The organism is Erwinia sp. Eh17-17, assembly GCF_039675725.1.
GTDB lineage: Bacteria > Pseudomonadota > Gammaproteobacteria > Enterobacterales > Enterobacteriaceae > Erwinia.
The window spans coordinates 1-26,830 of the sequence record NZ_JBDFQT010000007.1 but is presented as its reverse complement, the minus strand read 5'-3'; the positions used below and the strand labels follow the sequence as shown (position 1 = coordinate 26,830).

The 26,830-nt window shown below is 54.9% G+C and carries 20 protein-coding genes and 1 pseudogene; all 21 read right to left on the bottom strand.

The window, feature by feature from the left end; translation table 11 throughout:
* Window positions 1-53: 53 nt before the first annotated feature.
* On the bottom strand, window positions 54-869 hold the full coding sequence (locus tag ABEH87_RS16835; RefSeq protein WP_346577950.1) for a DUF4123 domain-containing protein: 816 nt from the start codon (window positions 867-869) through the stop codon (window positions 54-56).
* Window positions 869-3,211: a type VI secretion system tip protein VgrG gene (vgrG, locus tag ABEH87_RS16830; RefSeq protein ID WP_346577948.1), complete on the bottom strand. Its 2,343-nt coding sequence runs from the start codon at window positions 3,209-3,211 to the stop codon at window positions 869-871. The genes ABEH87_RS16835 and vgrG (ABEH87_RS16830) overlap by 1 nt, the downstream gene beginning before the upstream one ends.
* A gap of 3 nt (window positions 3,212-3,214) precedes the next feature.
* Complete coding sequence (tssJ, locus tag ABEH87_RS16825) at window positions 3,215-3,733, bottom strand: type VI secretion system lipoprotein TssJ (protein ID WP_346577946.1); 519 nt, start codon at window positions 3,731-3,733, stop codon at window positions 3,215-3,217.
* A 152-nt stretch (window positions 3,734-3,885) separates the two neighbouring features.
* Entirely contained in the window at window positions 3,886-4,968 is a 1,083-nt protein-coding gene (gene tssG, locus ABEH87_RS16820) for a type VI secretion system baseplate subunit TssG (RefSeq protein ID WP_346577944.1), read from the bottom strand.
* Window positions 4,932-6,701 carry a type VI secretion system baseplate subunit TssF gene (tssF, locus tag ABEH87_RS16815; protein WP_346577942.1) on the bottom strand — a complete coding sequence of 590 codons (1,770 nt, stop codon included), beginning with the start codon at window positions 6,699-6,701 and terminating at the stop codon, window positions 4,932-4,934. The genes tssG and tssF overlap by 37 nt, the downstream gene beginning before the upstream one ends.
* 298 nt (window positions 6,702-6,999) lie before the next feature.
* A complete protein-coding gene (locus ABEH87_RS16810; RefSeq protein WP_346577940.1) occupies window positions 7,000-10,359 on the bottom strand; it encodes an ImcF-related family protein in 3,360 nt (1,119 codons plus the stop codon).
* Window positions 10,356-11,561: a hypothetical protein gene (locus ABEH87_RS16805; RefSeq protein ID WP_346577938.1), complete on the bottom strand. Its 1,206-nt coding sequence runs from the start codon at window positions 11,559-11,561 to the stop codon at window positions 10,356-10,358. The genes ABEH87_RS16810 and ABEH87_RS16805 overlap by 4 nt, the downstream gene beginning before the upstream one ends.
* A gap of 2 nt (window positions 11,562-11,563) precedes the next feature.
* Complete coding sequence (locus ABEH87_RS16800; RefSeq protein ID WP_346577936.1) at window positions 11,564-11,827, bottom strand: PAAR domain-containing protein; 264 nt, start codon at window positions 11,825-11,827, stop codon at window positions 11,564-11,566.
* Window positions 11,828-12,253: 426 nt separating this feature from the next.
* Window positions 12,254-12,466 carry a hypothetical protein gene (locus ABEH87_RS16795; protein ID WP_346577934.1) on the bottom strand — a complete coding sequence of 71 codons (213 nt, stop codon included), beginning with the start codon at window positions 12,464-12,466 and terminating at the stop codon, window positions 12,254-12,256.
* Between the two features lie 173 nt (window positions 12,467-12,639).
* On the bottom strand, window positions 12,640-12,891 hold the full coding sequence (locus ABEH87_RS16790; RefSeq protein WP_346577932.1) for a hypothetical protein: 252 nt from the start codon (window positions 12,889-12,891) through the stop codon (window positions 12,640-12,642).
* A complete protein-coding gene (locus ABEH87_RS16785) occupies window positions 12,888-13,109 on the bottom strand; it encodes a hypothetical protein (RefSeq protein WP_346577930.1) in 222 nt (73 codons plus the stop codon). The genes ABEH87_RS16790 and ABEH87_RS16785 overlap by 4 nt, the downstream gene beginning before the upstream one ends.
* On the bottom strand, window positions 13,106-14,326 hold the full coding sequence (locus ABEH87_RS16780) for a hypothetical protein (RefSeq protein ID WP_346577928.1): 1,221 nt from the start codon (window positions 14,324-14,326) through the stop codon (window positions 13,106-13,108). The genes ABEH87_RS16785 and ABEH87_RS16780 overlap by 4 nt, the downstream gene beginning before the upstream one ends.
* 102 nt (window positions 14,327-14,428) lie before the next feature.
* Complete coding sequence (locus ABEH87_RS16775; RefSeq protein WP_346577926.1) at window positions 14,429-14,575, bottom strand: hypothetical protein; 147 nt, start codon at window positions 14,573-14,575, stop codon at window positions 14,429-14,431.
* 121 nt (window positions 14,576-14,696) lie between these two features.
* Window positions 14,697-15,539: a hypothetical protein gene (locus tag ABEH87_RS16770; RefSeq protein WP_346577924.1), complete on the bottom strand. Its 843-nt coding sequence runs from the start codon at window positions 15,537-15,539 to the stop codon at window positions 14,697-14,699.
* Between the two features lie 7 nt (window positions 15,540-15,546).
* Window positions 15,547-18,477, bottom strand: coding sequence for an N-acetylglucosaminidase (locus tag ABEH87_RS16765; protein WP_346577922.1), 2,931 nt, complete (start codon window positions 18,475-18,477; stop codon window positions 15,547-15,549).
* Between the two features lie 11 nt (window positions 18,478-18,488).
* On the bottom strand, window positions 18,489-18,962 hold the full coding sequence (locus ABEH87_RS16760) for a DUF3828 domain-containing protein (RefSeq protein ID WP_346577921.1): 474 nt from the start codon (window positions 18,960-18,962) through the stop codon (window positions 18,489-18,491).
* Window positions 18,963-19,142: 180 nt separating this feature from the next.
* A pseudogene (locus ABEH87_RS16755) lies at window positions 19,143-20,277 on the bottom strand (DUF2345 domain-containing protein); the annotation flags it as partial.
* Window positions 20,278-20,285: 8 nt separating this feature from the next.
* Entirely contained in the window at window positions 20,286-20,744 is a 459-nt protein-coding gene (locus ABEH87_RS16750; protein ID WP_346577919.1) for a hypothetical protein, read from the bottom strand.
* Window positions 20,741-23,428 carry a hypothetical protein gene (locus tag ABEH87_RS16745; RefSeq protein WP_346577918.1) on the bottom strand — a complete coding sequence of 896 codons (2,688 nt, stop codon included), beginning with the start codon at window positions 23,426-23,428 and terminating at the stop codon, window positions 20,741-20,743. The genes ABEH87_RS16750 and ABEH87_RS16745 overlap by 4 nt, the downstream gene beginning before the upstream one ends.
* A gap of 14 nt (window positions 23,429-23,442) precedes the next feature.
* Window positions 23,443-25,803: a type VI secretion system tip protein VgrG gene (gene vgrG, locus ABEH87_RS16740; protein WP_346577916.1), complete on the bottom strand. Its 2,361-nt coding sequence runs from the start codon at window positions 25,801-25,803 to the stop codon at window positions 23,443-23,445.
* Window positions 25,800-26,830, bottom strand: a 1,031-nt coding sequence (locus ABEH87_RS16735) for an AAA family ATPase (protein WP_346577914.1), incomplete at its 5' end; no start/stop codon positions are given. The genes ABEH87_RS16735 and vgrG (ABEH87_RS16740), both read right to left, overlap by 4 nt.

Below are 26,830 nucleotides of genomic sequence, written 5' to 3'. Positions count from 1 at the left end.
TCATTGTATCCCTCCAATAGCTTTTAACCGCATGGACATGAATCAGCCCATCGTCATTCTTCACGTAACAATACCTCTGCTAGCGATGTTTTCCCCTGGCTTACCTCCAGCAATTTTCCCTGCATCTCTTCAGATTCAAGAACCTTTTTGCCACCGTTAAGGTAATACAACGCATAAATTTTTTGATCCAACGGGGTGGCAATGCCTGCAGCTTTGGCTTTTCCCAGCGCCTTAATCACCATGTCGCGCTGTACGCAGGGAGAGAAATGTTGACTCACAGGCATCTTCTGCCACTGCGTTAACACGCTTCTTACTTCGAGTTTGTCCGCTATTTTCTGCCAGATTTCATCGTTGAGTCTCACCGCGTGATCTCTGGGGTTTTCTGCAGTTGATTGCGCAATATCGATAGACTGCCAGCCATCCTCTTCAGGCACCCACCATTGCGTAATGCCATGAAACAATAACGTATGCCAGTCCTGCTCATTCTGCTGAGCCAGGACACTGATAACATGATGCGCATAAAAACGAACCAGTGCAGTTGTGCCATCAGGAGTAATGATGCTACAACCGCTCGCCAACTGTATTGCCAGTGCATCAGGTGAGCGAGTTGAAACGATCACTCCAAGGGTCCCCGGCGTTTTTACAATATATTCGCCCAACTGATCTTTATGCTTAACGTTCAGCAGCCACGGACCATAATTTTGGGCTTCAGTCAGTTGTGGATGGCGATACAGTGAATACATTTCTGATGAGTGCAGCTCCTTAAAAACAGCGAACGCTTCAGGCGTCTGCGCGCCACCCTCAAATAAAAGAGAGAGGCGATATTCACCCGCTGCGGCAACGGACTGGAGTAAGGTCGATGAGTCCATTATTCAGCCCCCTGTACGATGGCATCATTGGCTTTAATTGCATTTAGCAGGCACGGAATACAGATTTTCCGCTCAAGCGGCGGGAACTGCCCGGGGAACAGCGGCATCGTCAGCGGCATATTCTGCGCGGGCCGCTTCGACGTTCTTTTCACCCTGCGCTGGTACACCCCCGTCGTGCCATATTCTATCCTGCACCCGTCTATCCTCAGGTAGCTGCCGCCGCCCATCAGCGTGATGCGCTTCTTCCCGGCGAACAGGATGTCTTCGGTTGAGGTGAGCGTGAACTTCTTCTGCGCAAAGAAGCGCAGCTCGCCGTTCTGCGCCTGCATCTCCACCGGGCCTTCCCCCGACTTCAGGCTCAGCTGCCCCGTTCTGGCAAACAGCCCGATTTTCTCCCCCGCCAGCGCCGTCACATTGCCCATCACCCCGGCGCTGATGTCGCCCCCGGCGTTGATAACCACGTTGTCCGCGGCGGCCAGCTGCATATCCTCGCCGCTGGTAAACGCCATGCCTTCCGGGGCCGAGAAGTGCAGCACCTCGTTCAGCGGCTTCAGCCGCTGCTCAAACATCGCTATCTGCGATTCGGTGTCCGCCTTCAGCGCTTCGGCCACCTCTGCCGCCGCCTGGAGCTGTTCCAGCTGGCGCTCAAGCTGCTCAATCTCCTTCAGCGCCGCCTCCATATCCAGCACCTGACCCTTGCCCTCCGGCTGCGCGTCGGCGCTGATGAACAGCCCACCGCCCGCGCGCAGCGTACCGCGCTCGTCGGTGCGCAGCTCCACCCCGCTGCCGCGCGGCTTCTCCCGTGCGTCGACGATATGCCCGGCGTTCAGCTGGGTTTTGCCGTACTCCGTCGCCAGCTTAACGTGTTCCTCACCGCGCCTGTCCTCCATGCGCAGCTTGTTGTTCGCCGGGGTGCGCAGCACGTTGCGCGTGTGGTTGTCCCGCGCCACGGGGTCCGGGTGCTCAGAGTCGTGCAGGGCGTGGGAAATATACGGCAGGTCGATGTCGCCGTTGCCGTAAGCAATGGCGACCTCGGTGCCGTCGATAAGCGGGGTGTGCCAGCCGTAGTCACTTCCGGCATACGGCTTCGCCATGCGCAGCCACAGGTACGCGTAGCCCTGCCCGCTGTCTGCCCGGTCGAAGTCCAGCCGCACCCGGTAGCGCCCGTGCCCGTCCAGGTGCGCGTAGATATCCCCCTTCTCGCGGCTTTCAATCCGGGCGGGCAGCGCGCCGTGAATTTCCGGGCGCGCCGGGCAGGCGGGCCGGAAGCAGTAGCGCTCGCTGTAAGGCATGCCAGTCACCGACACGTGCAGCCGCGAGTCGCGCGCGGCGCTGAAGTTCACCAGCGTGATGATGACGCCCTCTTGCAGCGCGTTGATCACTTTACCCTGCGGCTCCAGCACCTGACCGGGCGCGAGGCCGGAGGCGTTGCTGAACAGGTGTATCCACGCCGATTTGTTCAGCTCACGTTCGTGATGAATACGGGCGTAAAACGCACCGGACTCGGTGGCAGGCTCCGGGTCGCCGTCATCGCCCGCTTCACGGAAGGGCGCGGCGTAGCGGTAGTGCTCCCCGGTTGTGACGGCGTCGCTGCGTACGTTGACCGTGGAGCCCTGTGGGGTCGACGCCGCGCGGTAGTTGTAGTCGCGAGTGCTGCTGCCACCCGTGACCACCTCGTGCCGGGTGCGCACGTCCCATACCGACTCCGCCGCGCCGTCATACAGCCCGGCTGGCTCGCTGTACGGCAGGCGCATATCAAACTGGTAGCCTGACTGGCTGTCGGCAAATATCAGCATTTCGCTTTCGGTCGTCGCCTGCGTTTCGCTGCGGAACCAGATGCCAACCTCGGACAGCAGACGCTGGATAAATTCGAGGTCGCTTTCCCGCCACTGGGTGATCAGCTCGCGTGACGGGTACTCACGCGCCAGGCGAAACTCAAAATCCGGCCCGGTAAAGTCGTGCCTGCGCAGCACCTCCTCCACCACCTCCGGCACCGACTGATTCTGGAATACGGCACACTGGCGGGTGCGTGACAGCAGCGCCAGCCTTGACTCCAGCGTCACGCGCCAGTGAGACTGATCGGCATTGGTAGAGAGCCACTCCAGCCCGGTCAACACGCCGTGCACCTCGCGCCCGGCGCGCATACGCAAGCTGGCATATTTCATCAGCACCTGCTCCGGGGCTATATCGTCCGGCGGCGCGGTGAACTCTATCGTCCAGCGGAACGGCTCGCTTAACGCCTCCCGCCCCGTAAAGTTCAGCACGTTCGGCCGCAGCGGGCTGCCGGTAATCTCCAGCACGTAACGTGGGCTTAGGTCGAACAGAGCATTCCAGTTATCCATAACTCACTCCTTTACGGGGACGAGGCTGAGCCAGCCGTCACCCAGTTCAATAATGCGCGCTTTGTCCGGGTCGAGATCGTTGCGGGACAGCACCAGACGCCAGCGGTTATCCTTCATGTCCGGACGGTTGAACAAACCGACCACCGCCACAAACTGGGCATTTTCATCCATCGGCATATCCAGCGTGACGCTGCCATCCGGCATCACCAGCAGCGAACGCGAGGCCAGCACGTCGTCCTTCAGCGCAGCATCTGCTTTATTAAGCAAGGTCGGATAATTCGCCGCGTCCACTGCCTTACGGTCTTTTAACTGCCAGACGCGCACCATGGTTGCCAGAGGCGTTTGCTCGCCGTCGGCGTTAGCGGCTGCACGCGGGACAAAATCCAGATGCAGAATCTGGATCTGTTTGTAGAAGATGGATTTGGTCAGGCTGACCGTGCCGTCTGTGACGGTCTGGGTGAGACCGCAGCCTGCCAGCAGGCTGCAGGCGATGAGCGTCAGCGCCCGGGTTACTGTAGCCATTCAGATATTCCTTTAATCCCCGGCATACTTCAGATTGCAGATGCGTTGGCTGCATTCACGCGCCCCGGTTACATAGTTATCTATGCTCCCGGGGACGTGTTCATTTGCCGCCTTCCTGCAATCCGAATTATTTTGGGGATAGTGATGAGTGATTATTCAAAGCGGTAGTGGCCATCTTTTGCCGGGGGTAAGGAGGTACACTGCACCCCCTCGTAGCAGCCAAGACTGACGGTCAGGGTTTCCCGGTTATCGCTGAGCTTGCCATTTTTCAGCCCCAGCAGGCCGGTGCGGCCAAGCTGGATGCGTCGTTTTTTGCCAAGCCGCGGTTCAGGCAACAGGCTGACCGGCACGGTCAGCCGTAAGCGGGCGTCGCTGCGATAGCCGAGGTAAACACGCAGCAGGACCAGCAGGTCGGTATGGTGATGCCCACCCGGCAGCCAGCCTTCTGCCTCCTGCGGGTTACGCGTCACCAGAGTGAGTAACACACGACTGCTTGCCTCTTTCGCCGTTTTACCCAGCGTGGCACGCTGCGAGAGCTTTACGCGGCTGCCTTTTGCCAGACCGGCACGGTGAGCTATCGGGATCTTCACCGGGTCGTGCGGCGTCACGAAAGCCTGAGTGTCAGGAGCCAGAAGGCTGACCAGAGCACGGATCCCCTCAGCGTTGCGGGTTGGTAAGCGCATGGTTCCCAGCAGCGCGAGAAAGCGCGAAACGGGCGTGGCAACGTGAGCTGCCGTGCCGGGGATCCCCAATCCCACCAGCCCCAGCAGGCACTGCGAGGTGGCATCGCGCCCACCCGCTTCAAAAGTGGCCGGATAAGCGTATTTGCGCCAGATGCGGTAGTACTGCGTGGTGATGCGGTGGCTGAAGATATCCAGAAATGCGGTCGTCGCCTCATGGCCTTCGCGGCGCTGGGCGATATCGTCCAGATACATGCCGGGCAGCGGCGAATCCACGCCGTACATCCCCAGAAAGGTGGTGCGCACGGTGGGTGGCAAATCCGGGTTATCGTCATCGGTCTCCACCTGCTTCAGCTCACTGACCGGGAAGCCCATACCCGGCCACGGGCGAAAGCGCACCGGATCGGTGCCCGGATGGCTGGTTGCTCCCAGCAGCGGCGAGCCAGGCTCTGCCTGCTCCAGCAACTGGCAGAAGCGGTAAAAGTTAACCCGCCAGATTTTCTGGCTTAGTGCCAGCGTCAGCCCGGTACGTGCTGGCTGTGATTCTCGTTCCATCGCAGTCGTTTCCCTGTGGGTTGCAGTACCAGCGTCAGCTGGTTGAAAAGATGGATATCCGCATACAGCGCGAAGAAACGGTGCAGCATTTCTCCAAACAGATTCACATCACCTTCACCAGCAAAATTGTCGGCGTTGAGAGTCACTTCAATGTCCACGCCGCGCAGCATAAAGCCGCGTTCAAAGCGGCGAATAAGCCGGTGCTGTACCGCGACAATCGCTTCCAGACGGCGGCGGTTCATCTCATCATCGGTCCAGTCATACAGCGCCAGCGTACCGCGCAGCACTTCGGGGTTATCCATCATGCTGAGGAAGTTCGATCCCAGATGGCTCATCACCCGCCAGTGAAAGCGGTCACTGGCCGGAGGGTAAAGCGGCATCGTTGGCGCGGTGAGGTTCAGCACCCTAACCGGCACTTTACCGGCTTTCACCACCCGGTCCAGCAGAGTACTTTCCAGCGCCTTGCGCGGCAGTTGGCCATTGGTTCCGGTGATACGCATCGAGAGAGATTCGGGCTTTTCAGCCAATTTCTCGACTTCAAACGCACCGCCGCCGAGGATCAGCCAGGTGTCATACAGCCCGGATGCCCCACGCCTGACGCGGGTGTGGTAATAGCGTTCCGGTGCATCGTGGCGCATCATGCCGCCCCGATGGCGGAAGCTGGTAAATGGTACGTAAGCATGCTTACCGTGCTTTACTGCACCGTGAACATTATCAACGCTGTAAATCTCCGTGTGCCCGTCCTGTACGCGCAGCGGCCGCAGCAGGTACTCATTGTCCAGCGGGTTAAGCGTCAGCGGATCGGCCTCAAGTGTGAAAAGATTAATTACCGGGGCACAGTGCAGGCGGAAGTTTTCGGTTTCAAACGGCAGGTCAGATGACCACGTTTGGTTCAGCACGATATCGATTTCAAACCAGCTACTGGCGGCATTCAGGCCGATGGCTTCCAGCCCGCGCAGTTCGAGAAACATAAACTTCTGCCGGAAGCTGAAGTACTCCAGCAGCAGCTGATAGCCACTGAAGGCAGATTCGCCCTTCGGCCACAAGCGGCCCTGCTCCTCAAAACCCATCGGCTTACACCAGCCGTCAAATTTGCAGCGTTCGGTGTTCGTTCCGGCATGGCGTGCCCAGGTGGCATGCACCTGGCGGGTCATCGCCAGATGCAGTGCTGAAGCAACCGGGCTATCAGCGTTAAGGTAAATTGCTACCTTGTCGAGCCCGGCTTTGGCCCAGTCCACTTTTTCCGGGCATTCAAAGCGCAGGCGGATGGCAGAGCGCCCGTCCGTTTCGGTCTGCAGGCAGACATGCGCCAGATGCAGCGGCTGCAGTGGGATCTCACCGGTCGTACGGTACTGGCAGGCGGTTTTATGTGGCCCTACCGGACGTGAGAGCACCGGGAACCCTTGTTCCAGAGTCTCGGCCTGGCGCAGATTGCGCCAGTCGGGAGAAAACTCCACGATGGCCAGCGACGGAATGGTGCGCATGTAGTGCGGCCACAGCAGGCTGACCAGCCCTTCCGTCAGCTCAGGCAGATCGTCGTCAAGCTTCTCGCGCATCCGTCCCATCAGGAAGGCAAAACCTTCAAACAGGCGCTCAACGTAGGGGTCACGCGCGCCCGGTTTGTCCAGGTTCAGCATCGCGGCCCGGTCGGGATGTGCGCGGGAGAACTCTTTACCGGCCTCGCGCAAGTAGCGCATTTCGGCTTCGTAATAGCGCAGGGTTAAATCATCCATGGTTGCAAATCCAGTGTGTTATCAAAGAAGAAATCAGCCACAGAGCACCATGGCACGAGCCGGATCGATGGCGATGAGCCCGGCGAGCAGCGCGTCCATTTCCGCCGCAAGGCGGGATGTATCGGACTCGCTGCAGCCTGGCCCAACAGTGCCAGTCGCGCCTGCTGCACGGCCTTGTCGGCCGCACAGGCGGTTATCAGTTTCTGTAGTGAAGCCATAAAATTTTCTCTGGTTCCCTGTTGCGCCCGGCACCAGCGCGCCGGGCGTTACTCATCAATAGCCTGCCGGCTCCATGTTTTTATTCAGCTACGTTTGCAGTGGGCTCATCAAGAAAAATCTGCCCGGGCAGCCTGAAATTTCGCAGTTTCAGCAGCGCCAGCGGGCCTTCCCCCAGTTCGCTACGCAGGATCACCTTCAGCGGATCGCCTTCCGGCGTTAACCACACCAGCTGGCTGCGGCTGGCGTCTAGCGGAGTGACCTGCGCCTTGTCCAGCAGGCGGATAAGGCCCCAGTTGCCCTGGTTATTGGCATACAGCTGCATCCCGGTATTGACGCTGCGCCAGCTGAGCTGAGCGCCCGGATAGTAGCTATTGCCCGGCCAGCTGAAGCTCTGCCAGCTTTCCATCTGGTTGAAGTAATCCAGATTCTGCTCATCAATGGTCATCTGCAGACGAGCGATATTGCGCGACGGGCGCGCCATCAGTTCGAAGTGCACACCCGCGTCGCCTTGGGCAAACACGATGTCGGAGATCTCTGCCAGCTGATTAATCATCTTCAGGAACTGCGGGCTGACCGTCATACCCTGACTGGCCGCGGCGTCCACCACCCAGCGATTGCCTTCCTGATGCAAAATGCCGCTGAGGTTAGCTTTGAGGAAAGCGGAGATACGCCCTGAGTCACCGCGCAGGAACTGCGCCAGCAGCGGCAGTGAGGCATCACTGCCCGTAGCCTTAAACGGATAGCGCCCGGCAAAAGCTTTGTTCCACTGTTCGACAATTGAGCTCTGCCAGCGGGCGTTCAGGCTGCCCGCCGCCGGAGCCAGCACCTGGCGCCAGGCGAGATCCAGCGGTTGTACAAATAAAGACTGACCAAATCCGCTCCACTCCTGCCCGAGGCTGGCGGCCATCAGGCTGCCGTAATCGCGGGTGTCGGTCAGGTCAATCGCTTTCCCCTGGAACACCGTCTGCGCCAGCATCTGAGACATCGCCTGCGGATCGGGTGCGCTGGTGACCTGCTGAAGCTTGAGGCGCACCTGGGTCACGCGGGCCAGCCAGGACTGGAAGCTCAGGTTGCCGTTGTTGCCGGTACCATCTTTCCCGGTCATCACGCCGATCAGCGGGCCAAACACACCGTCCAGTGGGCCATGTGGCCCCTGCGCCTGGGCGATAAACTGCTTTTCGTTCTTCTTTTTGCCGATCAGTTTCTTCGCTGAGTCAACTATCGAGTCGGCCAGCGCCTCACTTTTCTCCCCGGTTTTCCCCTGCCACGCCAGCGTATTCATCAGCGCCACCAGCGGCGACTGGCGCACATCGGCCACCAGGCTGAGCTGGGCAATCGCTTCAGAAAGGGAGGTCGCTTCATGCCACTGTATGCTGTTCACCATGTTCAGCCAGGCATTGCCGAAGTCGGTAAAATAGCGCTCGGTCAGGCGCGCCTTCAGGGCTTCTGGCGACATTTCGCTGTCCGGCTGGTGCTTTTTGTCCGACAGTACCCAGTCAATTTCATCGCGGCGGGTTTTCACTACGTCGTTAATCGCCTCCTGCACCTGCTCCTGCCAGGCCTGGCGGGTGAACATACCCGGCACCACCTCTTCCGTGCTGAAGACCGTGGATGCATCGGTGTCGCCAGTCATATCCCTCAGGGTTAAGTCCGGCCAGTTGCTGGCAATGCGCTTTAACATCTCCTGATACAACCCGGACTCGGCATTGCGCTGCCCAATCTGTTTAAGCAGGATCTGGCGCACGTTACTGACCAGTTGCGCATCCGGTTTGGTCCGCCATTCCGGGTGAGCCGGCAGGTTTTGTGCATAAAAACCAAGCAGTTTGGGTGCCAGCGCCTGCCAGGTTCCGTCCGGCACGCCCTGACGTTTCGGCCAGGACAGCAGCATGTTTTTCGCCAGCCAGTCCGCATCCGCGTTATCCGGGCGGGCAAGCATCAGGTAGCCCTTCAGCAACTGGTAGGCACGCTGCGTGCCCTGCGTTCTGGCCTGGCTGGCTGGCGGCAGTTGCACAAAGGCATCCAGCTGTTGACTGAGGTATGCTGCGGTCGCATCGCGCATCAGCAGGTTATTATTGTGGGCGTACAGCGGCCAGAGCGCGGCCAGCGTGTCTCCGTCCTGATTCAGTCCAAAGCGGGTATACCAGGGTGCCCCGGTGGACTCACGATACTGCAGGCGGGCGATAGCCTGTTGCAGCGTCAGCTGGTTGCGCAGGCGTTCCGGCAGCGGCAGCGTGGTATCCGCCGCAAGCCGGGCGGTTTCCTGTGCCTGATAAATCTGCGTACGGTTAACAGCCAGCGACAGCATTGCCCCGGCACACCACAGTCCAATCAGGGAGAGCAACAGCAGGCGCAGCGCTTTCCACCAGTCAAAGGTCAGCTTTATTGCTGCCACCTGACCGCTGTCTTGCTCCAGCGCCTGCCAGCCGGGGCTGCTCAGGCGGACGTGGGGTGACGTATTTGCCCCGACAAGTTCCGGACTCATTATGATGCCGCGCAGGCGGTACGGTGCCGGGCCCTGCATCAAGCCGGTAAACAGCAGCGCCAGCCGGGCTTTCAGATCGCCGTGTAAGCGTGCTGACAGGCGCAACAGCCAGTCATGGCGGACATCATTCAGCAGTTGCACCATACCGGCCGTACGCAGACGCGGCACCATCTCATCCAGCGATGCCACGGCCTGCTCTGCGGTTGCCCCCGGGCCAAACAGGGAACCCACCGGAGCCAGTTCACAGCCATCCTCCTCCCCGTTAGCTTTATCAATCAGCCACAGCCAGACCGGGGCCTGCCAGCCCAACATTTTGTCGGCCTTCTGGCGGTGACGGACGCAGGCATCGCGCTGCGCTTCTGCTGGCAGACTTAGGCTATTGACCACCTGTACGATACCGTCCAGCGGACGACGCGGGCGCAGCTGGCGCACCGCCTGTAGGAGCGCCTCATCCGGTGCAGTTTCTGCATCGCCGCCGTGGATCAGAACGACGCCGTCGCTCTCCTGCCACAGGTCGCGACCCAGCCCGGGAACGGCTTTTTCGATATCAGCTTCATCGCCCTGCACCAGCAGGATGCGGACTTTACGTTTCCAACTGCGGTCATAGCGCAGGCTGAGGTGTTCAGTAACTGATGCTGCGCTGAACGTATCTGAAAGCGCATCAGGCTGGAGAGAAAGCGGTGATTCATCCGCACCAGCTGCACGCTGATTTTTGCGGTACAGCACCTGCACGCCCGATTTTCCTGCCCGCTCAAAAGCTTTCTCGATGAGCCATCCCAGCAGAATAAGCACGGTCGCAACCGACAGGCAGAGGGTCAACAGACGGCCATGATCCAGCGGGCCGATCCCCGTCCACTGCGCCATTTTTTCCGGCAGCGTGAGGAATAAGAAGCTGATACCTGCTGTCAGAAAGACCAGAACAGCGACGATTGCGCCGATAAGCGTTTTTATTTTCATGAAAGGTCCTGATTAATCCCTGTTGTTCTGGCCGGTGTGATGCCAGCCACCCAGATTTCCCCTGGATGGGTTTCTGCCACCACAACCTGTGCACTACCCTGTTTGGCCATGCTGACAGCAAGAATTACCGCTAACCACGGAGCTGCCCTGCCGGTATAGCCTGTGGTCTGATCTACATCATGGTTGTCTTCCGTCATGCTGAACGCCGTACCATTTAATTCGCAGGCACGGCTCCAGTCCCCGGCGCGATCCACCTCGCTGCCTGTGATGCTGGCTCCCTTAACGTCCTCTACCGCAAGATTGCTCCAAAGCAGCGCCCTGCTCAGCGAACGGGTGAGCGTGGCGGCACTACCTTTTTCCGGGCGATGTAATTTCACCGCATCCGGGAAGTCATTGTGATCCCTGTTGATTAACAGCGTCCAGGTGATGGCTTCACCTTCGTTATCCTGTGGAGAAGAACGAATTTGGGCGCTAACGGCGAGCAGGACAGCTGGCTGTTGCCATAATTCATCCAGCCAGAAATCCAGAGCGACAAAACCTTTAGTATTGAGCAGGCGAAACGGCCTCTCTGTCTGCGCGACGATGGCCTGTCTTATTTGTTCATCCGCCAGTGGAACCTTGGGAATATCACAGTCGGTCATAATCCAGCACGCCACATTAGCGGGGATTTTAGCCAGTACCGGCTTGATCTGACCGACAATGCTGGTTATCACGACGTTGAGATCCTGAGGCTGCCGTTCGTCAGAAAATCCCGCCAGGCGGGAGTGACGCACGGGTGAATTGCCTGTCCTTGGGATCTGCATATCAAGCTGAGACGAGGAGGATTTCACAGCACTGAGCAATTTTTCCGCGCCACTGCCTGACTGTATTTTCACTCCGGTCAGCAGGACTCTGGCGGCCCTTTGCCCCCGTGTAGTTTCCTGCGCCAGCAGCTGTTGCCGTTCCCGGTTCCACGATGCGGCCCAGACCTGATCGCACTTGTAGCTGAACCGGCGCAGGGTGAAAAGCAGCCCCCAGAGGCAAAATGGCAATCCTGATGCCATAAACCAGAATGCAAGCCCCGAGCGTTCACTTGTCCATAGCCAGAAGGTCAGGACGTTTCCCAACACCATGATCGCCGCGAGAAGATATAACCAGCGCCGGGTAACAGGTCGCGGGATCCTCGGGGCAACATCAGGAATTGCATCCAGAAAAACAGGCATAATTACGCAACCTTCGCCGCTGAAAATGAGCTGATCAGCGTGCAGCCGCAGCCACACTTATGGCCGTGGAATGCTACGGGAATACCGTTATCGAGATAATTCGGATTACCTTCGATAATAGTGGTTACCCCATGAAATGGCATCGGGCAGGAGACAGTATCCCCCTTGCGAGCCACACCAATACCGCCGAATTTCATTTCTTCAGATGCTGTCAAAACCGTTCCGCCGTGCGTGGTTTTGTCGCCTTTACGAATAATCTGCAACATGTATACCTCCATGGATTTGATGTCAGAAAAAATATAACAATCGATTATTTAACAGCCCATTTTAAATAAATGACGAATAGCACACACCCCTTTCAAAAGGTTGTAAATTTTGAAAGTAACAAGTCATGGTCGAATTGAATTATGGGAATTGAAAACCATTATTTTTAATATTTAACCAAGTGCATCATCGATACTAAGCCCTTTAACACTTATCTCGAAAAAATAATTATCATCACATCGAAAACTGCTTACTTTTCGACTACCCCTGCTAACTTTAAGGAGAGAGAAGGCATTTGGCCGCGCCTCTGGAATAATAATCACACATGAACATGCACTTTTACTGAAACCTAAGTAAATGCTGTAGCCCCAAGATCAATCCACCTTTTTAGTTTGTTTTTCGGATTGAATTTCACGACAAGTTCTGGCTTACGGGCACGTTAGAAATTGTATTGAACCTAAGACGCGGTCCCCTTTTTTTATTTTGCCCACGTCCCGCCCCAGCGTCACCAGGCTGAAGGTGCGGGCGGCTTCCCCCTCGCTTTTGCCCAGCACGGACAGCAGCTGCTCTGCCGAAGTGAACTCGTGGCCGTTTTTGTTCGACGGCACGGGATAGCGGGTTTTAATCAGTTTTGCCGGCATGGTTCACCTCCCGGTCAGTTGCTGGCCAGCTTGACCGGGGTCTTGCTGGTGTCCCTGACTTCGGTTTTTTGGAAGTCGGGATTATTAATCGCCGTCTTTGCCCCTAAAATCGGAGTAAATCAACCTAAATTCAGACCGATAAATTTATTAAAAACTCTATACATATTTTTATATCAAGGAAACTTAAATCCATGATCCCTTACATTTTCATCTGGGACATCTTCGATACTTCTTCTTTTAATGTGCTTCTCACCAAACGAATTTGATTCACACCTTCTTGTGCTTATTTTTTCCCCATTTTTGCTAATCTGAAGGAGGGCAACTGCATCAAGCCTTTCTTCTGGTACAATAAGAACATATGAATATGCCCCCTTATTAAAACCCAAATAAGTGCTATAGGTTCCAAGATCTACCCATCTTTTCATTTTATTCTTTGAAGAAAAATCAATAGAAAGCTCAGTAACGTTATTTTTCTTAAAGGAATACCTAACAGTATCATTATTTTTTTTGCACAAAACACTGCAAGCCGTTGTACTTTCCCTGGAAGATTACATGATGCCACCATTATTTCATCAGCATTACATTCATCAGCAAAAGAATGAGGAACTAACATAACAGCACAAATTAATACTATCTTTTTCATAAGAACACCTGTTCGCATAATCTGTAAGCAATTTTTCTTTCCGCAAGCCCCATATCTCCTCCATTTACTATTCGAGTAACATCTCCTACATCCTCATACCCTCTTCCTTTATCCTCAGAGTAAGGCTTATATTTCAACCAATACCATATAGCACTGCGTATCGCATATGGCATTTCGTTAATGATATCTGGATTACTTACTGAGTCAGGAGCATTATCGCTCCAATATTTATGATAATCAGTCGGGAATCCATTATATTTTTCATAGCCTGTAATTTGAATCAACCCTCGACCTCTAAAGTTATAGCCATCGTCAGGGTTAGTTTGCCGATTCCCATTCAACCTTAGATAATGTTTACGGCCAATTGCCTGTTCATCAGCTCTGCGAATTATTACGCCTCTGGCATTTTTGGCATATCCATCCTGATCTGCCTCTGAAGAATGCTGCCTGTAATATCGACTGAAAGACCTCAATGCATCTGGAGAGAACTGAAAACCTTCTGTTTTACCTTTCATTTGCGGTCCAACTTCTCCTTTAATTTGGGAGAAGAAATGCCTTAGTCTGGTGGGAGTATTCAGTTTGTACGTCTCAAGCTTACCTCGTAAATCATTGACCACTGTATTTAAGTCTTCATCAGAAGCTTGTGGGAAAATCCTTTTCAGTTGATCATAGGTTACTCCATATCCAATAGGCTTAAGCGCACCCAAAAACATCACCGGATGCATATGCCACAGCGACCGCCCCAGCTTCTCCTTCGTCACGTCCTGCATCCAGGTCATCTTATCCAGGAATGCTTCACTGTACTTCTTCCACTCCGGCGCCTCTTTCTTTAGCGGGTCCAGGAACCTCTGCCAGATAGAATCGCTTTTGCTGTGATACCAGTCGCTCGGGTGCTTCACGATGGTTTTCTGTACCACCTCCCGGTATGCAGGATTATGCAGGGCGCGCAGATAATCCATCGGTGAATATTCTCCGGCACCGCTGTCTATCCTGTTCAGCAGCCGCTGATAATTAGACGGCGCCAGCGCATGGCTGACGCGGGTATCATCCTTTGCGGCATCATACAGTGACTGAAACACGCTGCGGAGCAGCCCTGCCGGCTGCGTTTTACCATTCAGATAATCGAAGCTCGCAGGCTCTGAGACCTCAGTTTTGAACCCCAGTTTTGCCAGGTCATACTGCGACAGTAAATCTGCCCCGCCCGGACCTTTCGGCACATAGCCATTTTCCGGGGCAAGCTGCCAGTACTCCTGCTTTGATGACCCGAGGCGTACCCCTGTTCGGTGCCGCTGCGGTCAAAGTCCAGCCTGACGCGATACCTATGCCTGGTCGTCCAGCCAGGCATAGGTATCGCCCTTTTCAATGCTCTCCACCCTTGCAGGCAGCGCGCCGGCAATCAGCGGGCGGTTAATCCGTGCCGGACGGTAACAGACGGCCTCACTGTAGGGAATGCCCTCAAACAGCATGGCAAAGCTGCTGTCGCGCGAGCCCCTGGGCTAATATTTTTCACTTATACCTTCACGTGAATATAGGACGCAACTCCACTCATAGCTCTGCACCGCCCTACCTAAGACGCCTTTAACTAAATCATTCCTGCGTGGTAGTTAATGACATTTCTATAGTACTCACCTTTCCCTGGTCTATATCAAAACTTAAAGACATCTCGCCAAGATTGTATCTAATATTACCATTAGTGGTGGTGTTTTTTATTCCACCATATTCTTTTAAAACATCCTTAACAGAATCCCCAACTTTAACACCTCGACTTGTCATATATTTTAATGATGAAAGTGAAATTGTGGAAATAACATAATCATCATCCATGTTCCATAATCTTTTCAAGTAACCTACATTAGACGAAATTACAGCGATCCCAGTATAAGAGTGAGAGTAGAACTTATTAAGCCCTTCGGAATTGTTTGGAAAATCGCCAATATACTCAGAGGAAATTTCTTTCTCCTTTGAGAGGGTGATATTATTTGAGAACGAACCACCTAATCCAACCCAGCCATCCTTACCAATAGCAATAAAATCGGAAATATTCAAATTTTCTTTTTTTGATTTATTTCCTAAAGGTGAGTAATTTTTAATTTCGGCACTTTTAACCCAACCTGATATACTATCCCCCTTCACCGTAATATAGTTTACATAGGTAAAATCTTTGTATATTTTATAAGCATACAAATAATCACCTAAAATAACGAACACTCCATCTTTTTTGCAAAGTTCATTAGGGGCTGAATAAAAAAGAACCTTATTCATATTAGCTACCACATACGAATTTAATGGAATGTTACTCTGCCCATTTATAGTCGAATTTTTTGCGGCCGAACCAATTAACAAACACTCATTATTTTCAGCCAAAACAATATTGGACATCAACGCAAAAAAACTTAATAAAATCATTAATGCGATATTTCTTGATTTCATTTTTCTCTCACTTTTTATATACTGGTATATCCAATGGTAACGTCACATCTGGAAAGTGATCACATTCACGCTTGAGTGTTTTAGACTGTGCAAGCGCCCAGTTTGCTGCTGTCGCATACTGGTGCGCACCTGGCTTTTCAGGATTCCATCTCATCTTATAGAGTGTGTTCTGCTTAGCCCGAATATAATGACTTGCGATCCACGAGGCCCCTCCATCAATAGCTTTTTCAGGAGTTGTCCACCCCATTTTTTTTGCCATTTTTGATCCTGTCGTCACAGCTTTACCATCTAACGCGCCTATTCCATACATATTATATACTTTAACACCGTCAACTATAATTCCAGTTCCTAAAGGGCTAGTTCCATTACCAGTTTCAAGGGAAGCATGCACAGCAAGGTAGATAGAATTGACACCGTACATTTGAGCTGCTTTAAGAAATACTTTCTCCTGATCAGCCAATATTCCTTTACTTGCCAAATATTTCTTCATTTGCTCTTCAGATACATTGACTTGCATAGAAATATCTAGATACTGGAATATATCTGGTTCAGTCATATTTTTTGTTGGGTCAAAATAAGGCCTCGTTTCATCCTTGGTTATCCTCGGGAATCCTCCACCTTTTTGCATAGTAGGACCACCATTATTTCCAAGTTTGATTTGTATATCTAAAGCATCTTCAATAGTAATATTGTATAAGGAATAATTGTATGAAAAACGCCCATTAATTTTAAACATTCCCAAAAACATCACCGGATGCATATGCCACAGCGACGGCCCCAGCTTCTCCTTCGTCACGTCCTGCATCCAGGTCATCTTATCCAGGAATGCTTCACTGTACTTCTTCCACTCCGGCGCCTCTTTCTTTAGCGGGTCCAGGAACCTCTGCCAGATAGAATCGCTTTTGCTGTGATACCAGTCGCTCGGGTGCTTCACGATGGTTTTCTGTACCACCTCCCGGTATGCAGGATTATGCAGGGCGCGCAGATAATCCATCGGTGAATATTCTCCGGCACCGCTGTCTATCCTGTTCAGCAGCCGCTGATAATTAGACGGCGCCAGCGCATGGCTGACGCGGGTATCATCCTTTGCGGCATCATACAGTGACTGAAACACGCTGCGGAGCAGCCCTGCCGGCTGCGTTTTACCATTCAGATAATCGAAGCTCGCAGGCTCTGAGACCTCAGTTTTGAACCCCAGTTTTGCCAGGTCATACTGCGACAGTAAATCTGCCCCGCCCGGACCTTTCGGCACATAGCCATTTTCCGGGGCAAGCTGCCAGTACTCCTGCTTTGATGACCCGTCTGCCTCTGAAGACACTCCGCTCAGCGCCAGAATGCCCGACCGGACCGTGGTTCTGCCGTCCTTACTGAAGCTCCCGGTTTTTGCATCCTTCTTATACAGCTCAAGCCCGGGAGAATACTTCAGCCACAGGGGACTTTTCCCGCCCACTTTTTCAGGGTTATTGAGGAACTCCGGCAGGTTATCGTCCATGCTAACGCACTCAATGTGCACCTGGTAGCGCGGCTCATAGCCGCCATCTTTCGCCACCTGGAAATACCCCAGATGCCCGACTGAATCTCCGGCGCTGATGGCATACGGCGCCGGGCAGACAACCCGGTCAAGCTGCATCACCTCTTTAGCGGGCGGTAGCAGCTTCTTCCACCACGATGGCCGTGCAGCGCCCGCCGTTGCCGGGGCGATATTCTTTTTATCCACCAGCATCCAGTACCGCTGGCCGGGTATCAGCGTGGTTTTTTCACCTTTCTTCTGCGCATCCTCACTGAGGCTCCTGAAGGTAACAAGCCCGTAACCACGCCGGTTATACGCCGTCGCGTGCAGGTTATTGTCGGCCGGGTCCCATTCAACTATCGCTCCCTCTGGCATCGTGCCCTGGCGATATCTGTTCCTGGCGGCTGCATTATCCGAACCTGCCACCATCACCCATTCCGGGTCATAGGCCGCCAGCTTATCCTGCGCCGTCCACAGATTATCCTCCTGCTGCATTTCATAGGCGGAATACGGCGCTAAGTGCATGTACAGCGTGTAGAAATGCAGCCCGCTTTTTTCCTTTTTGCCCGGCTGGATGTAATGCTTTACCAGCACGAACGAACCGGAACAGTGCAGCGGACCGGTTTCCCAGGGGATCTGCATATAATCTTTACAGATACGGTAGGCAACGACCTCCCCATCCACCATGCAGCGGACGGCCTGCTCACCTTCATACGTAACCGGGAAATCAATTTTCTCTGACGCGGCATTGCCGCTTAACGCACACCATGGCGTTGTCGCATTGGTGATATGAATACCACCGTGCCACATGCCGTTGCGGCCAATCATATAGGTTCCGGTTGATTCCCCTTCCAGATGCGCAAGGATCTCTTCCTGCCGGGTAAACTCCTGGCCTCTCATTTTAGCTACTGGGTAACATATTTTATTATTACCTTTAGCACTCGTCGGTTCATCCGCTGCCGCCGAACCATCAGAGTAGCGATAAAGGATGTAGGGTATATTGTTATCTCTGTATATTTTCGCAGGATAGAAGCCATTCACCTGTGAAAAATCCGATACCCATACAGAACCATTAAACATGGCTATATGTCCATGTTGGTGGCCCGGTGCGGCCTGAATGATGACCACATCACCCTTCTGCTGGCCTGAAATATTGTACGCGCCACCACTTCGGACAGTAGTGCTATCACTTACTGCTTTGAATCCGTTTTCAGTCAACCATGGACCATAATTTTTCGCTGACTCTATCCCGGAGTTTTTTGAGGACAAACCTCCATTGATAAGTGCGAGTTTAACGTAATGCGCACATTGAGACCGTCCATACTTAAGCGTTGTCGTCTCTTTTCTTTTAAATCTCAGTGCATTATCACTGGCAATAATGGCAGCATTTGAATTTAACTTTAAAATGGCTTTATCTATATCTAACATAATACCCACCATCAATCCTGATAACAGCTTTCTGTTTTTCTTGATTTAAATTCAACTGAGTCCATTAACCAGTGACTATTTTCCATCACCATATGAACATCATAAACGGACAGGCTATTTCCAACCCCAAGGTTTAACTCTAGCTCTGCAATATTATTTTTTATCTTTTCTTGATGAACTGTAATATGGTTTAACCAGTCCGGGCAGGCTTCCTGAGCTGAGAAAAAGTAGTCCGCTCCTGAATCATTCTCATCCTGTAGTTTTCTCAGGTTTTTATTTGTGTATTTATCAATGGCATTTTGTGATTTTGTTAAAGCTGACTCAGTATCCGGGTTGTTCAACGCAGATAAATACTCCGTGTAAAATGCAACGACCACATTTTGTGGTGCATTAATTACTTGACGTTCAGATGACTGGCCAGACACCGAAAAAAACATCAGTGCAGTAAAAAAAATTGCGCTTCTCACTACTGTTTTAATATTCATAAAATCTTCCTTTAAGTTATCATTCCGTTACGCTGATTATTTTCCATAAACCCTTCTCCAGTTTCAGCTTCACTTCAAGATTCATCACAGGATCGGTACCACTACCTAAAGTCACTTCAATTACGAATTCACTGTCGCTTTGTGAGATGACTACAGCTTTGATGTCCTTTCCCCATTTTCTCAGTCATTGAATGATCTACTTGTAACCAAGTTGACTTCACTGACATCTGTCAGGTCAAAATCAGAAGTTTCAAAGGGTAGATCCGCCCCCGATCCCGGCACCAGGTAGTTCGACGTTTTCACGATGTAGTCCCCCTCCGAACCGTGCTCAATGCCGTTCTCACTCAGCTTCAGGTACGATCCGCCGCCGTTCAGCGTCAGGGTTTTCGGCGTGCTGATGATGATTTCATCTTCATTACTGGTAATCGTGACCTGCTGTTTGGCAAACAGATCCATAGTGTTGTGCTGCGCCTGAATCTCGATATCGCCCTGGTTGGCCACCAGCTTCGCCCCGGCTTTATGGACGAACAGCCCCAGTGCTTTCTCCACCACGACGGAGAGATTTTTCATCGCGCCGATATCCAGATGCTGCCCGGCGTTGATCATGGTGTTGCGCGTGCTGGTCAGCTGCAGGTGTTCGCCCGAGGTCAGGGCCACGCCCTGCGGCGCGCTCGCCAGCAGCACCGCCGAGCGCAGCGCCTCAATGCGGTCATTCACCAGGCCAGTCTGGGTGCCGATGTCCGTAAGCAGCGCCCCTGCCGCCTTCGCCGCGTCGTTCAGCGCCTGCATCTGGCCGTTGGCCTGCTTTATCTGGCTGACGGCGGGCGTCATTTCCAGCACCTCACCCTGCGCCTTCGGCTGCTGCTCTGCCGTCAGGAACAGCCCCTTTGCCGCTCTCACCGCGCCGTATTCGTCGGTGCGTAGCTCAAATCCGGCCCCCCGCTGCGTATTCTGGTCGTCGACCATATGACCCATGCCGAGCTGGGTTTTGCCGTACTCGGTAGTGAGATGGATAAGCGCTGACCACGCTGGATGCGGTATGAATGTCCCAGACGCTCTCCTGCCCAGTGTCGCTCATCCCCGAGCCCGACGGATTGCGCAGCGGCAGCGTGACGCCGAACTGGTACTGTTCCTGGGTGTCCTGGAAAATCACCACGTCCTGCTCGATGCGCCCGTCCATCTCAAAGCGCCAGAAGATGCCCACTTCCGCCAGCAGGCGCTGCACAAACGCCAGATCCGTTTCGCGCCACTGGGTGATCAGCTCGCGTGCCGGGTACTCACGCGACAGGCGAAACTCAAAGTCCGGCCCCTCAAGGCTTCGCTTCAACGAGAGATAGGGTTGAATGATTTTTCTGCTAAGGCTTGATTTACACCTGAGCTCGAGAGACATTCTTTTTTACTTATCACAACGTTATTTTTTATAACTTCTATTCCAGACTCAAAGTCTGGATAAGTTTCTCCATTATCTTCAGTTTTGACTATTTTGTCATAAATTGAATATAAATATTCATTTTGATGAAACTCTATCCTTGTTTCTCCCCCACCACTATATCCAGTTGATGAAAGAGAAAAAACACCCGGCGAATGGTTGTTTGGATAAATAAAATCATTCACTCCTTTTTTGAAATGTTTATAGTAAGCTTTGTCTCCACCAGAACAAACATAAAATGAACTATTATTCATCCGGCAACTAAAAATAGTTGCATCATTGCTATTGCAACCCTCTGCCCAAACAATTGAAGAGAATGCCCCCAACAAAATTATCATCACACGAAAAATCATAAAAACCTCTCTTTCAAATTATGTAATCTTTTAGCTCTATCGTCCAACCCATTACTTCCACCGTTGACAGCCTCAGTAACATCCCGGATGTTATCTTTGTCTGCTATGCTATTGATGCTATTTAAATCCCAAAATAAAAAGGCAACTTCTATCCCGACATTAAGCTCACTTGTTATCAAGTCTGGATTGCTAACAATATTTACAGCTGTATCAGGGTTTTTATTCTTATATAAATTATTTATTTTTATATACTGACTCTTCCCTGTTAATTGTATAATTCCTCTCCCTCTGTATTTATAGCCTTCTCCGCTATTCTCATTATCATTACCCATCCGATCTGCGTAGACATAGCTACCTAAGTTATAAGCATTCATTGCGTATTTGTTTTCTTCGGTCCAGAGTTTATCTCGCAGCCTTCCGAGCCTGCATTCATCTGTTGCAGAGATATAGTTCCTCATGCCTTTGACACATCCGTAAACTTCCCTCATTCTTTTTGCTCGGTAGTTTAGGTTTTCTTCTTTAATTTTAAACTCACTTTCATGAGCGCATTGAGCCAGAAAATGAAAGATTCTAAACTTAGAGTTAATATTATATTTTTTAGCGAATTTATTCATCAAAGGAAGAATGTTTGCTAAGTATGTTTCGTTGGCAACAGGACTTGCCACTTTCAACATATCAAGAGTAATAAGATCAACGGACACAGTGATTGTATCCAAAAACACCACCGGGTGCATATGCCACGGGTCGGGCCCCATCCCCGCCACCTGCTTCATCCACGTCAGACGGTCGATAAAGGTTTCAAGATACGTTTTCCACGTCGCCGCATCCTCCGTCAGCGTGTCCAGATACGTTTTCCACAGCGGGTCATCCTTGCCGTACCACCACTCGCTCGGGTGTTTAGCGATAATCCGGTACAGGTGGTCGCGGTAAGCCGGCAGCTGGATGGCCTGCAGGTACTCATCTTCGGAGAACTGCCCGTCACCGTTTTTATCCATCTGCTTCAGCAGCCTTTCGTAGTTATACTTGTTCAGCGCCGAGCCGGTGCGGGGGTCGGCCTTTGCCGCCCTGTACATCTCCCCCAGTATCCCCTTCACCACGTTGTCCGGCGGCCTGTTCCCGCCCGTCAGGTCGAAGCTCTCCGGCCTCCTGTCCAGCGTCACAAAGCCCAGCTCCCCCAGCGACCACTGCGGCAGCTTCGTGACCGATGCCGCCGCCAGCCAGCCCCCTTCCGGGTGGACCTGATAGTGCGTCACCGCCCCGTCCGCTTTGATGACCGGCACCCCCGACAGCGTCAGTATCCCCGGCGCGCGCGTCACGCGGCCCGTATCCTTCATCGCCCCTTCCGCATCCTTCGCGTACAGCGTTGCCCCCTCGGGGTACTTCAGGTACGCCGGCGAACCCTCACCGACCTTATCCGGGTTGGTCAGGAACGCCGGCAGCCCGTCGTCCATGCTCAGGCACTCAATGTGCACCTGATAGCGGGACCGCTTGCCGCCCTCTTCGGGCAGCTCGTAGAAGCCCATGTGGCCGATGCCGTCACCCGCGCCGATAGCTATCGGTTCGGCCGGAATAACCACCTCGCCAAACGTCGCTTCGCCGCCCGCCGCCGGGGCCGTCCTCGTCAGGCTGTCGCCGTCGGACACCACCCAGACGCGGTCGCCTTTTTTCATTTTGCCCGCGTCCCGCCCCAGCGTCACCAGGCTGAAGGTGCGGGCGGCTTCCCCCTCGCTTTTGCCCGGGCGGGTCACCTGCTGCGCGACGTTATCCGGCTCGTACGTCAGCGGAAAGCCCGCCGTCAGCTCACCCGCTTTTTTCCGCTGCTGCACGTCTTCACCGCTGAGATAGAACTGCCAGCTGGTCCGTGCCGTACACGGCACGCCGGCGTCGCCCTGCGCGCCCGGGGCCGGGGAACACTTCGCCCACCAGGGCGGCACGGGCACCGCCGACGATGCCGCCTGCAGGGAGCCCTGGTCGGACACCGTCCACACCTCAGTCCCCGCCGCCAGCGTTTCCCCCGCCGCGTTTTTCGCATCGGCAGTCAGGGTCACCCGGGTGAACTGGCGGCGGTCGGCGTCGCGGCTGATGATGGCGTCGCTCAGCGTCACGGCGGTACTGGCCGGCAGCGTGCCTGCGGGCCTCGCCGGGGTTGCCTGAACGTCCTCCGCGCTGGCGTAATAGCGCTGGCTTTTAGCCACCCTGCGCTCATTTTTCCCGCCCTCAGTGGCGTAGGCGGCAAAGGGCGCCATGTTCATATACAGGGTGTGGAACGTCAGACCGCTGCTCTCGTGCTCGCCGGGCTGGACGTCGTGCTCCACCAGCACGAACGACGTCGACATAAAAACGTTGTCGTTGCGCCATACGATGGCCGTGCTGTCATAGTCTTTGCACACCCGCCACGCCACTATCTTCCCGTCCGCCATGCAGCGGATAAACTGCTCGCCTTTATAAGGCGTGCGGTTTGCCAGGTAATCCCGCTCTGCGGCGGTGTTACCGCTCAGCGCGCACCAGGGCACGGTGGCGTCGGTGATGTGAATGCCGCCGTGCCACATTCCCTGGCTGCCGACCAGGTACTGCCCGGAGCTTTCGCCGCCCAGCACCGACAGCAGCTGCTCTGCCGAAGTGAACTCGTGGCCGTTTTTATTCGACGGCACGGGATAGCTGATTTTAATAAGTTTTGCCGACATGATTCACGTCCCTGTTAGTTGCTGGCCAGCTTGATAGGTGTTTTGCTGGTGTCCTCGACTTCGGCCTTGTTGAAATGCCTGTTTTCAAAGGGTAGATCCGCCCCCGATCCCGGCACCAGGTAGTTCGACGTTTTCACGATGTAGTCCCCCTCCGAACCGTGCTCAATGCCGTTCTCACTCAGCTTCAGGTACGATCCGCCGCCGTTCAGCGTCAGGGTTTTCGGCGTGCTGATGATGATTTCATCTTCATTACTGGTAATCGTGACCTGCTGTTTGGCAAACAGATCCATAGTGTTGTGCTGCGCCTGAATCTCGATATCGCCCTGGTTGGCCACCAGCTTCGCCCCGGCTTTATGGACGAACAGCCCCAGTGCTTTCTCCACCACGACGGAGAGATTTTTCATCGCGCCGATATCCAGATGCTGCCCGGCGTTGATCATGGTGTTGCGCGTGCTGGTCAGCTGCAGGTGTTCGCCCGAGGTCAGGGCCACGCCCTGCGGCGCGCTCGCCAGCAGCACCGCCGAGCGCAGCGCCTCAATGCGGTCATTCACCAGGCCAGTCTGGGTGCCGATGTCCGTAAGCAGCGCCCCTGCCGCCTTCGCCGCGTCGTTCAGCGCCTGCATCTGGCCGTGGGCCTGCTTTATCTGGCTGACGGCGGGCGTCATTTCCAGCACCTCACCCTGCGCCTTCGGCTGCTGCTCTGCCGTCAGGAACAGCCCCTTTGCCGCTCTCACCGCGCCGTATTCGTCGGTGCGCAGCTCAAACCCGGCCCCGCGCTGCGTATTCTGCCCGTCGACCATATGGCCCATGCCGAGCTGGGTTTTGCCGTACTCGGTGGTGAGATGGATATGCTCTTTCTGGCGCAAATCTTCCATGCGCAGCTCGTTATTCGCCGGGGTGCGCCAGATATTACGCGTGTGGTTTTCGCTGGTGACGTGGTCCGGGTGCGCCGAGTCGTGCCGGGCGTGGGCAATGTAAGGGCGGTCCGGGTCGCCTGCGTCGAATGCCACGGCCACTTCGGTGCCGTCCAGCAGCGGCGCGTGCCAGCCGTAAGTATCTCCGGCGTAAGGTTTCGCCATGCGCAGCCATAAATAGGCGTAGCCCTGTTCGCTGCCGTTGCGGTCAAAGTCCAGCCTGACGCGATAACGCCCCTGGTCGTCCAGCCAGGCATAGGTATCACCCTTTTCACTGCTCTCCACCCTTGCAGGCAGCGCACCGGCAATCAGCGGGCGGTTAAGCCGCGCCGGGCGGTAGCAGACGGTTTCACTGTAGGGGATGCCTTCAAATACGGCGACAAAGCTGCTGTCGCGCGAGCCTCTGCTGCGTACCGAGGTAATAACGATGCCGTCCTGCACCATTGCGGGCAGGCTGCGGTCGGTTTCCAGTACGTGGCCCGGGGCCAGCTGCGGGCTGGTGGAGCGCCCATTGACGGTATGCTGCCCGTTAAGGATGCGCTCATGGCGCAGGCGGGCGTAGAAGGCCCCGCTCTCCGGGCTGTCGGGATCCCCTTCGGAGAGGAACGGCTCCGCGTAGTGGTAAACCTCACCGGTGGTGATACCTTCCGCGCTGCTGATGCTCTCAGCGCTGTCCTGCGGGGTCAGCGCTTCACGGTAGTTATAGTCGCGGGTCGCCACGCCAGCGCTGACCACGCTGGATGCGGTATGAATGTCCCAGACGCTCTCCTGCCCGGTGTCGCTCATCCCCGAGCCTGACGGATTGCGCAGCGGCAGCGTGACGCCGAACTCGTACTGTTCCTGGGTATCCTGGAAAATCACCACGTCCTGCTCGATGCGCCCGTCCATCTCAAAGCGCCAGAAGATGCCCACTTCCGCCAGCAGGCGCTGGACAAACGCCAGGTCCGTTTCACGCCACTGGGTGATCAGCTCGCGTGCCGGGTACTCACGCGACAGGCGAAACTCAAAGTCCGGCCCCTCAAGACCATGCCTGCGCAGTACCTGCTCCACCACTTCGGTCACCGACTGGTTAAGGAAGATGTCGCTGTTTTTCGTGTGCGCCAGCAGCGCGATGCGCGGCACCAGGCGCAGGGCGTAGCGGGTGTCATTGCCTGACGTCGAGACGCGGCGGAATGACTGCACCACGCCATACACCGTGCGCAGCGGGGTGGCCGGTAAGCCGGTAAATTCCGGTACCTGATAGGTAAATGAAGCCGGTTTAAGCAGCAGCGTGGCGCAGTCGATGTCCGGCGAGGCGCAGGTCACGGAGACGTGGTAAAACCACGGCTGGCTCAGGGTTTCCTCCGTGCGGAACTTGAGGACGTCAAGAAAGTGCGGGCAGTCGTGCACATCAACCCGGTAGCGCGACTGGCCCGGCAGCAGTTTTATCAGGCTAGCTGTTTTTTGTATTAAATCACTCATTGCAATACTCCCTCTGCATGTTGATCAAACGCAAGCACGATCCCTTCTTCATCATCCCAGTCCAGCGTCAGCCGCTGCGGCTTCTGCTTTGCCGCCATGTGCTGCAGCAGCTGCTGACTGAGCACCGGCAGGATCTGCTGATTCAGCAGGCTGTCGATATTGCGAGCCCCGGTGTCCGGCAGCAGGCAGGCAGCGGTCAGCGCCGCTGACAGGCCGTCGCCAATCGTGGTTTTCAGGCCGTAGTGGCGCGCCAGGCGCTGGCTCACCTGGTTGAGCTTCATGCCGACGATGGTGCGCATGGCCGCCTCCGCCAGCGGGCGGTAAATCACGGTCTGGAAGCGCGCCAGCAGCGCGGGCTGGAAGTGGTCGCGCAGCGTCGGGCGCAGCATTTCCTGTAAATCCCCTTCCGTGGCTTCCGGCTGTTCTTCCAGCAGCTGCATGATGGCGTCGCTGCCGAGGTTGGAGGTCATCAGGATCACGGTGTTGCGAAAATCAATTTCGCGCCCCTCGCCGTCGCGCATAAAGCCGCGGTCAAACACCTGGTAGAACAGGTTCAGCACGTCGCGGTGCGCCTTCTCCACCTCGTCGAGCAGCACCACGCTGTACGGGCGCTTGCGCACCGCTTCGGTGAGAATGCCGCCCTGCCCGTAGCCGACGTAGCCCGGCGGCGAGCCTTTCAGCTGCGAGACGGTGTGCGCCTCCTGGTACTCGGACAGGTTGATGGTAATGAGTGACTTCTCGCCGCCGTACAGCTCATTCGCCAGCGTGAGCGCAGTTTCCGTTTTGCCCACCCCGCTCGGCCCGACCAGCAGGAACACGCCCTGCGGGCCGTTCTCTGACGTCAGCCCGGTTTTGGCGGCGCGCAGGCGCTGCGCGATGGCGTTAAGCGCCGCGTCCTGGCCGACCACGCGCCGGCCGATTTCACTTTCCAGGGTCAGCAGTTCGGTCTGCTCGTCTTTCATCAGGGAAGACAGCGGCACCCCGGTCCAGTCGGCAATCACGTTGGCGACGGTGCGGGTGTCCACGT